Origin of the sequence: Streptomyces sp. NPDC026672 (assembly GCF_040638185.1) — a bacterium.
GTDB lineage: Bacteria > Actinomycetota > Actinomycetes > Streptomycetales > Streptomycetaceae > Streptomyces.
In genome coordinates this window covers 64,679-77,261 of sequence record NZ_JBEZXS010000025.1, presented here as the reverse complement: position 1 = coordinate 77,261, position 12,583 = coordinate 64,679, and the positions used below count along the sequence as shown (strand labels likewise).

11 protein-coding genes and 1 other RNA gene are annotated in these 12,583 nt (G+C 71.5%); 10 read left to right on the top strand and 2 right to left on the bottom strand.

Going from position 1 to position 12,583, the window contains the following annotated elements; translation table 11 throughout:
- The first annotated feature begins 186 nt into the window (after positions 1 to 186).
- From AB0F77_RS26925 to AB0F77_RS26910, 4 genes are all read left to right on the top strand, one after another.
- Entirely contained in the window at positions 187 to 1,893 is a 1,707-nt protein-coding gene (locus AB0F77_RS26925; RefSeq protein WP_361953831.1) for a serine/threonine-protein kinase, read from the top strand.
- A 171-nt stretch (positions 1,894 to 2,064) separates the two neighbouring features.
- The gene (locus tag AB0F77_RS26920; RefSeq protein WP_361953828.1) at positions 2,065 to 3,294 is read left to right on the top strand and encodes a serine/threonine-protein kinase; all 1,230 of its coding nucleotides are present in this window, start codon (positions 2,065 to 2,067) and stop codon (positions 3,292 to 3,294) included.
- 104 nt (positions 3,295 to 3,398) lie between these two features.
- Complete coding sequence (gene prfB / locus AB0F77_RS26915; protein ID WP_361953825.1) at positions 3,399 to 4,505, top strand: peptide chain release factor 2; 1,107 nt, start codon at positions 3,399 to 3,401, stop codon at positions 4,503 to 4,505.
- A gap of 297 nt (positions 4,506 to 4,802) precedes the next feature.
- The gene (locus tag AB0F77_RS26910) at positions 4,803 to 5,486 is read left to right on the top strand and encodes a hypothetical protein (RefSeq protein ID WP_361953822.1); all 684 of its coding nucleotides are present in this window, start codon (positions 4,803 to 4,805) and stop codon (positions 5,484 to 5,486) included.
- Between the two features lie 109 nt (positions 5,487 to 5,595).
- Here the strand turns inward: AB0F77_RS26910 and AB0F77_RS26905 are convergent, their stop codons facing one another.
- On the bottom strand, positions 5,596 to 5,787 hold the full coding sequence (locus AB0F77_RS26905; protein WP_361953819.1) for a hypothetical protein: 192 nt from the start codon (positions 5,785 to 5,787) through the stop codon (positions 5,596 to 5,598).
- Between the two features lie 249 nt (positions 5,788 to 6,036).
- On the opposite strand from AB0F77_RS26905, the gene ftsE reads away from it, so the two are divergent.
- From ftsE to ssrA, 5 genes are all read left to right on the top strand, one after another.
- Entirely contained in the window at positions 6,037 to 6,726 is a 690-nt protein-coding gene (ftsE, locus tag AB0F77_RS26900) for a cell division ATP-binding protein FtsE (protein WP_361953816.1), read from the top strand.
- A 29-nt stretch (positions 6,727 to 6,755) separates the two neighbouring features.
- Positions 6,756 to 7,673: a permease-like cell division protein FtsX gene (gene ftsX / locus AB0F77_RS26895; protein ID WP_361953813.1), complete on the top strand. Its 918-nt coding sequence runs from the start codon at positions 6,756 to 6,758 to the stop codon at positions 7,671 to 7,673.
- A gap of 68 nt (positions 7,674 to 7,741) precedes the next feature.
- A complete protein-coding gene (locus AB0F77_RS26890; RefSeq protein ID WP_361953810.1) occupies positions 7,742 to 8,911 on the top strand; it encodes a S41 family peptidase in 1,170 nt (389 codons plus the stop codon).
- Positions 8,912 to 8,978: 67 nt separating this feature from the next.
- Entirely contained in the window at positions 8,979 to 9,458 is a 480-nt protein-coding gene (gene smpB / locus AB0F77_RS26885) for an SsrA-binding protein SmpB (protein WP_361953807.1), read from the top strand.
- Positions 9,459 to 9,599: 141 nt separating this feature from the next.
- Positions 9,600 to 9,968, top strand: a transfer-messenger RNA (tmRNA) gene (gene ssrA / locus AB0F77_RS26880).
- A gap of 29 nt (positions 9,969 to 9,997) precedes the next feature.
- Here the strand turns inward: ssrA and AB0F77_RS26875 are convergent.
- Complete coding sequence (locus tag AB0F77_RS26875; RefSeq protein ID WP_361953804.1) at positions 9,998 to 11,218, bottom strand: MFS transporter; 1,221 nt, start codon at positions 11,216 to 11,218, stop codon at positions 9,998 to 10,000.
- A gap of 172 nt (positions 11,219 to 11,390) precedes the next feature.
- Between AB0F77_RS26875 and AB0F77_RS26870 the strand changes: the two genes are divergently transcribed.
- Entirely contained in the window at positions 11,391 to 12,356 is a 966-nt protein-coding gene (locus tag AB0F77_RS26870; RefSeq protein ID WP_361953801.1) for a LysR family transcriptional regulator, read from the top strand.
- Positions 12,357 to 12,583 lie beyond the last annotated feature (227 nt).

Below are 12,583 nucleotides of genomic sequence, written 5' to 3'. Positions count from 1 at the left end.
CCGGTTGTGCGACCAGGATCACTTGGGACCGGTCCTGCCGGGGTCCGGCGGCGGGGAGGGGGCGCACAACGGCGCGGCAACCAGGAGGCCGGGGGGAGCGTCTTTCCTTCGAACATCCACGGGAAGGCGTACGTACCGAGCACTACAGTGGGTCGGAACACCAGCAAGCAGCTAGGGAGTCATGACGTGCGGCCGGTAGGCAGCAAGTACTTCCTCGAGGAGCCGCTCGGACGCGGTGCCACGGGGACCGTCTGGCGAGCCAGCCAGCACCGGACGGCGGGCTCCGAGGCCGCCGTGCCCGGGCAGCCCGGTGAGACCGTCGCGATCAAGGTCCTCAAGGAGGAGCTGGCGAGCGACCCGGACATCGTCATGCGGTTCCTGCGGGAGCGCTCCGTGCTGCTCCGGCTGACCCACCCCAACATCGTCCGGGTGCGCGACCTGGTGGTCGAGGGTGACCTGCTGGCGCTGGTCATGGACCTGGTCGACGGCCCGGACCTGCACCGCTACCTGCGGGAGAACGGCCCCTTCAGCCCCGTCGCCGCCGCCCTGCTGACCGCCCAGATCGCCGACGCGCTCGCGGCCAGCCACGCCGACGGGGTCGTGCACCGCGACCTGAAGCCCGCCAACGTGCTGCTCCAGCAGCAGGGCGGCCAGATGCACCCGATGCTGACCGACTTCGGCATCGCCCGCCTCGCCGACTCCCCGGGCCTGACCCGCACCCACGAGTTCGTCGGCACACCCGCGTACGTCGCCCCCGAGTCCGCCGAGGGCCGCCCGCAGACCTCCGCCGTGGACGTCTACGGCGCGGGCATCCTGCTGTACGAGCTGGTCACCGGCCATCCGCCGTTCTCCGGGGGCTCCGCCCTCGAGGTCCTGCACCAGCACCTGAGCGCCGAGCCGCGCCGCCCCTCCACGGTCCCGGACCCGCTGTGGACGGTGATCGAGCGCTGTCTGCGCAAGAACCCCGACGAACGGCCGAGCGCCCAGAACCTCGCGCGCGGCCTGCGCGTCGTGGCCGAGGGCGTGGGTGTGCACGCGAACTCCGCGCAGATCGCCGCCGCCGAGGGCGTGGGCGCCCTGCTCGCGCCCGACCCGGCGCCGGCCGCCGTACCGGACGTGCCCGGGGCCGCCGACCCGACGCAGGTGCTGCCGACCGGCCAGGGCCAGGGGACGTACGACCCGAACGGGGCCACCAGCGTCCTGCCGCACACCTCGGGCCCGGCCGGCGCCGCCGACCCGACCGCCGTCATGCCGCCGGTCCCGCAGGGACAGCCGGGGCAGTACGGCGGGCAGGGGCAACAGGGTCCCTACGGCCAGCAGGGCGGGCAGGACCAGTACGGGCAGCAGCCCGAGCAGCCGCACCCCTGGCAGACCCAGCTGCGCGCGGCCCGCGACCGCAACGAGCAGACGCAGGTCCAGTACATCGACCCCGACCAGGACCCGCTGCGCCGCCGCCCCCAGCGGCAGGTGGCCCGGCCGCAGCAACAACAACAGCAACAGCCGCAGCGGCCCGCCCCGCAGCAGCAACAGCAGCAGCGCCCCCAGCAACAGCAGCGCCCGCAGCGGTACTCGGCGCCGCAGCCGCAGCAGTACGCCCCGCCGCCGCAGCCCCAGCGCTACAGCCCACCGCCCGCGCCCGCCGAGCCGAGGCGGCCGGCCCGCGAGCCGCGGCAGCGCGGCGCGAACCCGATGAAGATCCCCGGGCTCGGTTGTCTGAAGGGCTGTCTGTTCACCCTCGTCATCCTGTTCGTCGTCAGCTGGCTGGTGTGGGAGCTGAGCCCCCTCCAGGACTGGATCGGCACGGGCAAGGGCTACTGGGAGCAGTTGGGCGACTGGATCGGAACCGTCTCCGGGTGGATCAAGGACCTCGGCGGCGATTCCGGTAGCAACTAGACGCGAGTCTGGGGACTTGTCGACATCTGGCGGGTGATTTCCGTCCCCGTGGTGAAGGTCGCCCCGTCGGGCGCGTAGTTTTGTCGGCCGGGAGTCCCGGTTCTCCGGGCCGGGTCCGGGGTGCGCCCCGGAACGACGCAGCCGCCACAACACGCGTCCGTAGGAGCAGTCTTGGCACGGAAGATCGGCAGCCGGTACAGCGCGAACCAGATCCTGGGGCGGGGCAGCGCCGGCACGGTGTGGCTGGGCGAGGGGCCGGACGGGCCCGTCGCCGTCAAGCTGCTCCGTGAGGACCTCGCGTCCGATCAGGAGCTCGTCGGCCGCTTCGTGCAGGAGCGCACCGCGCTGCTCGGCCTCGAACACCCGCACATCGTGTCGGTGCGCGACCTGGTGGTCGACGGCAACGACCTCGCCCTCGTCATGGACCTCGTCCGGGGCACGGACCTGCGCACCCGGCTGGAGCGGGAGCGGCGGCTTGCCCCCGAGGCGGCGGTGGCGATCGTCGCCGACGTCGCGGACGGGCTCGCGGCGGCGCACGCGGCCGGGGTGGTGCACCGGGACGTGAAGCCCGAGAACGTGCTGCTCGACATGCAGGGGCCGCTCGGTCCCGGCGGCGCGCACCCCGCCCTGCTGACGGACTTCGGTGTCGCCAAGCTGATCGACTCGCCCAAGCGGACCCGCGCCACGAAGATCATCGGGACGCCGGACTACCTGGCGCCGGAGATCGTCGAGGGGCTGCCGCCGCGCGCCGCGGTCGACATCTACGCGCTCGCGACCGTGCTCTACGAGCTGCTGGCCGGGTTCACGCCGTTCGGCGGGGGGCACCCGGGCGCGGTGCTGCGGCGCCATGTGACCGAGACGGTCGTCCCGCTCCCCGGGATTCCCGAGGAGCTGTGGCAGCTGATCGTGCAGTGCCTCGCCAAGGCGCCGGCCTCCCGGCTGCGGGCCTCGGAGCTGGCGGCGCGGCTGCGGGAGCAGTTGCCGCTGCTGGCCGGGATGCCGCCGCTGGACGTGGACGAACCGGACACCGAACCCGGTGAGGCGGCGCCCGACGAGCCCGAGGCGCCGGAGGAGCCCGCCGGGGAGACGGTGCGGCGGCGGGGCGCGGTCTCCCTCGTGCCCGGCGCGAAGCCCGATTCCAACCGGGACACGCACACCTCGATGCGGGTCCCCGGGGCGGACGAGCTGGCCGGGGGAGCGCGGGGCACGGCGCGGGCGCCGCGCACACCCGGTGCCCCCCGCCCCGGCTCGGCCCGCCACCGTGCCGCCGCCCGGCGCCGCCGCATCACGCTGGGCGTGGCCGGAGCGATCGTGGCGGCGGCGATCGGCCTGGGCGCGTGGTGGGCGACCTCGGACGACACCCCGCCGCCCCCGGGCGGCACCCACTCCACCGCGCCCTAGCCCACACTGGTCGACCTTGGCAAAACCGCAGGTCAGCGTGGGGTTTCAAGGGAAGAGTTGATGGGCGGGCGTCGGCGGTGGGGGGAGCCGTTACGCTTGAGGGCGTGGCAGTCGTCGATGTATCCGAAGAGCTCAAGTCCCTCTCCTCGACCATGGAGTCGATCGAGGCCGTTCTGGACCTCGACAAGCTGAGGGCAGACATCGCCGTGCTCGAGGAGCAGGCGGCCGTGCCGTCCCTGTGGGACAACCCGGACGAGGCGCAGAAGATCACCAGCAGGCTGTCCCACCTCCAGGCCGAGGTCAGGAAGGCGGAGACGCTGCGCGGTCGGATCGACGATCTCGGCGTGCTCTTCGAGATGGCCGCCGAGGAGGACGACCCGGACACCCGCGCCGAGGCCGAGGCCGAGCTCGCGCAGGTGAAGAAGGCGCTGGACGAGATGGAGGTCCGCACCCTCCTGAGCGGCGAGTACGACGCCCGTGAGGCCCTCGTCAACATCCGCGCCGAGGCCGGCGGTGTCGACGCCGCCGACTTCGCGGAGAAGCTCCAGCGGATGTACCTGCGCTGGGCCGAGCAACACGGCTACAAGACCGAGGTGTACGAGACGTCGTACGCGGAGGAGGCGGGCATCAAGTCCACCACCTTCGCCGTCCAGATCCCCTACGCCTACGGCACGCTCTCCGTGGAGCAGGGCACGCACCGCCTCGTGCGGATCTCGCCCTTCGACAACCAGGGCCGCCGCCAGACCTCGTTCGCCGGCGTCGAGATCCTGCCCGTCGTCGAGCAGTCCGACCACGTCGAGATCGACGAGTCCGACCTGCGCATCGACGTCTACCGCTCCTCCGGCCCCGGTGGCCAGGGCGTCAACACGACCGACTCGGCGGTGCGCATCACCCACCTGCCCACCGGCATCGTGGTCTCCTGCCAGAACGAGCGCTCGCAGATCCAGAACAAGGCCACCGCCATGAACGTCCTCCAGGCCAAGCTGCTGGAGCGGCGCCGCCAGGAGGAACAGGCCAAGATGAACGCGCTCAAGGGCGACGGCGGCAACTCCTGGGGCAACCAGATGCGTTCGTACGTCCTCCACCCGTACCAGATGGTCAAGGACCTGCGCACGGAGTACGAGGTCGGCAACCCCGAGGCCGTGTTCAACGGTGAGATCGACGGCTTCCTCGAGGCCGGGATTCGCTGGCGCAAGCAGCAGGAGAAGTAACCGGCCGTACCCCGGACCGACGCCCCGACTGCCGCCCCCGAGGCGGCAGTTGGCATTTGTCTGGGTTTTACGTCACGCTCACACGCTTCAACTTCCGGCATACGCCCCGCGCCTGGACATCGCGCCCGCAACGGCCTTGACGATGCCTTGAAAAATGGGAAGGGTGAAGAATGACATGCGCATTTCTGGGGCGCATGTGAACCGGGGGACTTGAACGTCAGAGCCAGCTGCCTCCGTCGATCACGGCCTGCCCCACGCGCAGCACGTCGACCATCAGCTACTGGGGGTAGCAAGCACATGACGAAGAAGACGCGCATCCGGATCGCGCGGGTGGCCGCCGGTGCCGTGATCGCCGCGGGTGCCTCGCTGACCGCGGCGGGCGCCGCATCCGCCCTCTCCCTCGGCGTGAGCGCCGACGAGGACGGCATCTCCGCCCAGGTCTCGCTGGCCGAGGGCGACGACGACTCCCCGCCGCCCAGCCCGAGCGACACGGGCATTCCGACCGACATCCCGAGCTCCCCGTCGACCCCGACGGAGGAGCCGCCCACCAGCACGGAGCCCACCGAGCCCACGGGTGAGCCCTCCCAGCCCACCGAGGAGCCGCCCACCACCACCGAGCCCACCGAGGGCAACGGCGGCGGGAACGGCGGCAACGGCAATGGGAACGGCGGCGGCAACGGCAACGGCGGCGGCAACGAGAACGGCAACGGCGGCGGGAACGGTGGCGGCAGCAACACCGGCCCCGACGGCGGCTCCGGCGCCTCCGTGCAGGAGGAGGGCTCCTCGGCCCTCACCGACACCGGCGCCGACACGGCCACGGGCGCCCAGGCCCAGGCCCAGGGCAAGGGCGGCGAACTGGCCGAGACCGGTGCCGCGCAGACCACGTTCCTCGTCGTCGGCGCCGCCACCATGATCGCCGGCGGTATCGGCTTCCGCATCCTGCCGCGTCTGGTGAACGGCCGGGGCGGCGCGGCCGCCTAGTCCGTCCTCGGTGGCCGTACGGTCACGCACCGTACGCGCCCGGCATCACAAAGGGCCCGGAGCATCCCGCTCCGGGCCCTTCGCGCGTCTTCTCGCGTCCGTGTGCTGCTCAAGCGGTCTGGTGGGCCAGCAGGGCCACCGCGGCGATCAGCACCGCCACCAGGGCGATCAGCGCCATCGGATTCAGCCCCCCGAGGAAGCCCTCCTGCTGCAGCCGCTCACGGTTGGCACGGCACACCGGGCACCGGCCCTCGCTCACGGGCGCCGCGCAGTTCGCGCACACCAACCGGTCGTACGTCATGCGCTCGCCCTCCTTGCACCGGCCATCACACCTGACAACGCCTGCGGGAACGAGAACGTTCCCCCTCCACTGTGCCAGGTTCCGCCGCAAAGAGCGCGGCCGCCCGGGAAAGCGGCGTCGGGACAAAGGGGAAAGCCCGCCCCGCACAAAAACGCACAAGCCCCACGCAACCATGACCGGCGCCTGCGCTCGCGCACCCGGTTCGCGTATGGTCACGCTCATCTACCCCCGGCCAACCGTGGTGCACCCGTGATCCGATTCGACAACGTCTCCAAGGTCTACCCCAAGCAGACCCACCCCGCGCTCAGGGATGTGTCCCTGGAAGTGGAGAAGGGTGAGTTCGTCTTCCTCGTGGGGTCCTCCGGCTCCGGAAAGTCCACCTTCCTGCGGCTGATCCTCCGCGAGGAGCGGTGCAGTCATGGACAGGTGCACGTCCTGGGCAAGGACCTCGCCCGCGTCTCCAACTGGAAGGTGCCGCAGATGCGCCGCCAGCTGGGGACCGTGTTCCAGGACTTCCGCCTCCTGCCCAACAAGACGGTCGCCGAGAACGTGGCCTTCGCGCAGGAGGTCATCGGCAAGTCACGCGGCGAGATCCGCAAGTCCGTGCCGCAGGTGCTCGACCTCGTCGGGCTCGGCGGCAAGGAGGACCGCAGGCCGGGCGAGCTGTCCGGTGGTGAACAGCAGCGCGTCGCCATCGCGCGGGCCTTCGTGAACCGGCCCAAGCTGCTCATCGCCGACGAGCCCACCGGCAACCTCGACCCGCAGACCTCCGTCGGCATCATGAAACTGCTCGACCGGATCAACCGGACCGGCACGACCGTGGTGATGGCGACGCACGACCAGAACATCGTGGACCAGATGCGCAAGCGCGTCATCGAGCTGGAGAAGGGCCTACTCGTCCGCGACCAGGTGCGCGGCGTCTACGGCTACCAGCACTGACGGTCCACGGAAAGGCATAACCAGACGCCATGCGCGCCCAGTTCGTTCTGTCCGAGATCGGAGTCGGTCTCCGCCGCAATCTGACGATGACCTTCGCGGTCATCGTCTCCGTCGCCCTGTCCCTGGCCCTCTTCGGCGGTTCGCTGCTGATGAGCGACCAGGTCAACACCATGAAGGGCTACTGGTACGACAAGGTCAACGTCTCGATCTTCCTCTGCAACAAGAGCGACGCCGAGTCGGACCCCAACTGCGCCAAGGGCGCGGTCACGGACGACCAGAGGAAGCAGATCAAGACCGACCTCGGCAAGATGACCGTGGTCGAGAAGGTCAGCTACGAGTCGCAGGACCAGGCGTACAAGCACTACAAGGAGCAGTTCGGCGACTCCCCGCTCGCCAGCTCCCTCACGCCGGACCAGATGCAGGAGTCGTATCGCATCAAGCTCAAGGACCCGGAGAAGTACCAGGTCATCGCGACCGCCTTCGACGGGCGCGGGGGCGTGCAGTCGGTGCAGGACCAGAAGGGCATCCTGGACAACCTCTTCGGGCTGCTCAACGGCATGAACTGGGCCGCGCGGATGGTGATGGCGCTGATGCTGGTCGTCGCGCTCATGCTGATCGTCAACACCGTGCGCGTGTCCGCGTTCAGCCGTCGCCGTGAGACCGGGATCATGCGGCTCGTCGGCGCCTCCGGCTTCTACATCCAGGCGCCGTTCATCGCCGAGGCCGCGGTCGCCGGACTGATCGGCGGCACCGTCGCCTGTGGATTCCTCGTCCTGGCGCGGTACTTCATCATCGATCACGGTCTGGCGCTCTCGGAGAAGCTCAACCTGATCAACTTCATCGGCTGGGACGCGGTCCTGACCAAGCTGCCGCTCATCCTGGCGACCAGCCTTCTGATGCCCGCGCTGGCGGCGTTCTTCGCGTTGCGCAAGTACCTGAAGGTGTGACGCATGCCAATGAGGGCCGTACGGACAACCGCCCGTACGGCCCTTCGCGTTCCCCTAGACTCACCGGCATGTCAGGCCGTGACCTGTTCTGTCAGCCCCGCCGCATCCGCCGCGGGGCGGCCCTGACATTGGTGTTCGCCGGCGTCCTCGTCACCGGCGCCGCCACCGGTTCCTTCCCGTCCCCCGACCACACCGGCCGCCGCGCCCCGCAGGACACCGCGCGCGCGGCCGACCGCCGTGACGACGTCCAGCGGGCCGCCGCCGAGGCCATGGCCGACGGCAAGTCCCCCATGGAAGCGGCCGAACGGGCCGTGAGCCGCAGCGGGGACCGCTGGGGAGCGGTCTATTCCGCGGGCGAGTACGAGGAGTTCGAGGAGGCCCTCGACGGCGAGTACACCGGCGTCGGCCTCGGAGCGCGGCGCGAGCGCGACGGCCGGATCGAGGTGACCAAGGTGCAGTCCGGGTCGCCGGCCGCCGCCGCGGGCATCCACAAGGGCGACCGGCTGCGCAGCGTCGACGGCGCCGCGGTCGACGGACGTCCCGTCACCGACGTCGTCGCCCTGCTGCGCGGCGACGCCGAGGACGCCCCGGCCGGCACCGCCGTCCGCCTCGGCCTGGAGCGCGGCGCGCGCTCGTGGAGCGAGACGCTGCGCCGGGCCCGGCTGTCCACCCACTCCGTGACCGTCGGCAAGCTGCCCGCCGGTGTCACGGTCATCAGGATCGCCGCCTTCACCAAGGGCTCGGGCGACGTCGTGCGCACCGCGGTGCGCCAGGCTCCGGCAGGCCGGGGCGTCGTCCTCGACCTGCGCGGCAACTCCGGCGGCCTGGTCGCGGAGGCCGTCACCGCCGCGTCCGCCTTCCTCGACGGCGGGCTCGTCGCCACCTACGACGTCGACGGCGCGCAGCGCGTCCTGCACGCGGACCCCGGCGGCGACACCACCCGTCCGCTGGTCGCGCTCGTCGACGGCGGCACGATGAGCGCGGCCGAGATGCTCACCGGCGCCCTCCAGGACCGCGGCCGGGCGGTCGTCGTCGGCACCCGCACCTTCGGCAAGGGCTCGGTGCAGATGCCCAGCCGGCTGCCGGACGGCTCGGTCGCCGAGCTGACCGTCGGCCACTACCGCACCCCGTCCGGGCGCGCCGTGGACGGCCGGGGCATCACCCCCGACCTGGAGGTCGAGCAGGGGGCGCTGGACCGGGCGGCGACCGTGCTCAGCGGCCTGGGCGACCCGTCGTAGCCGTCGCGGCGCTCCCGTAAATGCACTTCCCGCGCACCCCCTGGTTGGTGCGAAAATGGTCGGCACTATGGCTAAGGAAAAAGGGCGCAAGCTGATCGCGCAGAACAAGAAGGCGCGGCACGACTACCACATCCTCGACACCTACGAGGCCGGTCTGGTCCTCACCGGTACCGAGGTGAAGTCGCTGCGCCAGGGCCGGGCCTCGCTGGTCGACGGGTTCGTGCAGCTCGACGCGGACGAGGCGTGGCTGCACAACGTGCACGTGCCCGAGTACAGCCAGGGCACCTGGACCAATCACACCGCCCGCCGCAAGCGGAAGCTGCTGCTGCACCGCGCGGAGATCGAGAAGCTGGAGTCCAAGGCGCAGGAGACGGGTCACACGATCGTGCCCCTCGCCCTGTACTTCAAGGACGGCCGGGCCAAGGTCGAGATCGCGCTGGCGAGGGGCAAGAAGGAGTACGACAAGCGCCAGACCCTGCGTGAGAAGCAGGACCGGCGGGAGACGGACCGCGCGATCGCGGCGGTCCGCCGCAAGCAGCGCGGCTGACCGCGGCGATCGCGCGGTCCGCGGCGCCGGGCGGGACGCGGTGCCGGGCGCCGGGAATGTGCTGGCACCCGGCCGTGTTGGTCACGTACGATGGGGACAACACCGGGCGGACGCCAGGTGTGCGCATTGAAAAATCAACATGGGGATGATCGGTTTCGACAGCGGCTGTCGAAGCAGGGGAAGCGTGTCGAGGAAGCGGCCATGATCTCGTAAACCACAGGCCGAAACCAATAATCGCCAACACCAAGCGCGATTCCTTCGCCCTCGCTGCCTAAGTAGCGACTTGCGAAGTGTCAGCCCGGGGATGTTCCCGACCCGGATCCTGGCATCAGCTAGGGAACTAAACCTTGATCCCGGTCACGGGGTGAAGAGGGAAACCACACAGTGACTGAGCCCGTCGGAGACTTGTTCGCGTGATCTCCGGGGCCGAGAAAAGCGCAGCGAACTGCACACGGAGAAGCCCTGATTCCGCACCGTTGGACGCGGGTTCGATTCCCGCCATCTCCACCACGCCCCTCCGGGGGTTCGCCCCATGTCGGTCACGGCCCTGTCGCTTCTGCGGCGGGGCCGTTGTCGTCGGGGGTCGCGGTGCCCTTGGGCACCAGACACGCCGCCAGGGCCAGGGCCGCGGCGCAGGGCGGGATGATGAAGGCGGACTGCGGGGGGACGTGCTCGACCGTCCAGCCGCCGAGTGCCGAGCCGCAGGCCACGCCCGTCAGCAGACCGGTGACGACCAGGCTCATGCCCTCGTTCAGCCGGCCCTCGGGAGTGCGCCGCTGGACCAGCGTCATCGCGGTCACCATGGTCGGCGCGGTGGCCGTGCCCGCGACGAGCAGGGCGGCCGCCAGTGCCCACAGGGACCCGGTGAGCACCGCGGCGAGCAGGGGCAGGGACATCGTCACCGTCATGGCCAGCAGATGGCGCGCGAGCCGGGGCACGGCGTCCGGCGCCTTCCGCGCCCCGTACAGCAGGCCCGCCGCGCCCGACCCCGCCGCCTGGAGCGCGAGCACGCCCCCCGCGGCGGCGCGGTGCCTCTGCCCGTCCGCGTAGGCGATCGTGACGACCTCCATCGACCCGAACACCGTGCCCAGGGCGACGAAGCACACCAGCAGCGGCGGGAAGCCCGGCGCGCGGAACGGCGAACCGGACCGGACGACCGTGCCCGGCGGCGGTTCGGTCGCGCGCTGGGCGGTGAACAGCAGCATGCCGGCCAGCAGCAGCGCCGCGCCGACGAGCGTGCCGGCCTCCGGGAAGAACACGCCGGTCAGGAAGGACGCCAGGACCGGGCCGAGCATGAAGCACAGCTCGTCCGCGGCCTGTTCGAAGGCGTTCGCGGTGTGCAGCGCGCCGGGGTCGTCCCGCAGGAGGTGGGCCCAGCGGGCCCGGGAGAGACCGCCGATGTTGGGGGTGGTGGCGGTCGCGGCGTACGCGGCGAACAGCGTCCAGTCCGGGGCGCCGAGCCGCACGCACAGCAGCAGCGCGAGGCTTCCCAGCACCGCGACGGCCGTGGCCGGCACGGCGATCCGGGCCTGCCCGCGCCGGTCGACGAGCCGCGCCAGCCAGGGCCCGACGACCGCCGTCGCCGCGAGCCCGGTCGCCGTGACGGCACCGGCGAGCGCGTACGAGCCCCGGGATCCGGCGATCATCACGACCGCGCTCACGCCGAACATCCCCATGGGCAGCCGGGCGAGCAGATTGCCCGCCGTGAAGGCCCGGGTGCCGGGGCGGGCGAAGAGACCGCGGTACGGGTTTCCGGTCACGGGCCGCGCGTCGGTGGAGGTTGTCGTGTCGGTAGCGGGCGTTGTTGTCATGGACCCACCGTCGCCCGGAGTGGATCAAGGGGTCCAACACTTTGTCCGCGCCCTTTCACGCGATCCCGTTGTTTGTGGGGGGCCGTTGTGGACCGGCGGGCCGTCCGCGTAGGTTCACCGGGTGCCCGCCCCCGTCGACCCCCGCCTGCTCCGCGCGTTCGTCACCGTCGCCGAGGAACTGCACTTCACCCGCGCCGCGGCCCGGCTGTACGTCGCCCAGCAGGCCCTCAGCCGGGACGTACGGCGGCTGGAGCGGGAGCTGGGCGCCGAGTTGTTCGTACGGACCACCCGGCAGGTGGCCCTGACCGCCGACGGCGAGCGGCTGCTGCCGTACGCCCGCCGGGTCCTCGCCGCCCAGGACGAGCTGCTGGCCGCGTTCGGGCAGGCGCGGCCCCTGCTGGTCGACCTCAACTCGCCGGGCCTGGTGACCGGCCGGCGCGTGCTGCACCGGGCCCGTGAACTCGCCCCCGACTGCGAGCTGATGGCCCGCTTCGAGAGCGGGCTCACAGGGGCGGCGGCCGAACTGCTCGCCGGCCGTCTGGACGCCTCCTTCGGCCGGTTCGCCGGACTGGACCCGGCGCTGCGCGGTGGCCTCGCCCAGCAGCCCGTGCGCTACGAGCGCATGGCCGTCGTCCTGCCCGACGACCATCCGCTCGCCGGACGGGCCGAGGTGCCGCTCGGGGCGCTCGCCGGGGAGGCGGTGTACGCCGGAGCGGGCAACCCGCGCACGCCCGAGTGGACCGCGCTCGCGCATCACCTCTTCGAGGGGCGGGGCATACGGGTGGCACCACCCCTTCCGCTGGCGGTCGGGGACGAGGAGTTCGAGCGGATCATGGCGAAGACGCGGAACCCGATCCTCGCGGTGGTGGACTTTCCGGCCATGCCCCGGACCGTGGTGCGCCCCCTGGTCGACCCCGTACCCCTCTCACCGGTGTCGCTCGTGTGGCGAAAGGGGCTGGTCCATCCCGGCCTTGACGCGCTGCGCCGGGCGGTGGACGAGATCTCGATGGCCGAAAACTGGCTGCACAGACCGGCCGGGGGGTGGATTCCGGCCAGCGACGACGATGTGATGAGCGTCCACATCTGAGACGGGGCGAACACCGAACCTCCGCGTGCGCTACATTCTTGGCCTGAGCACGGTGTGGTAAAGGGGGCGCTCGGGCCGGGTGGGGGCCTGGTTCGATCGACGGGTGCTCGGAGTCGTAAGCGCACCCAGATCTGTCCCGTGGGGGGATGTGCGCACGTGAAGAAGTGGCGAGAAGACGCCCAACCGGAATGGCCCGAAGCCAGGTCCGCGACCCGGGACATACCCGT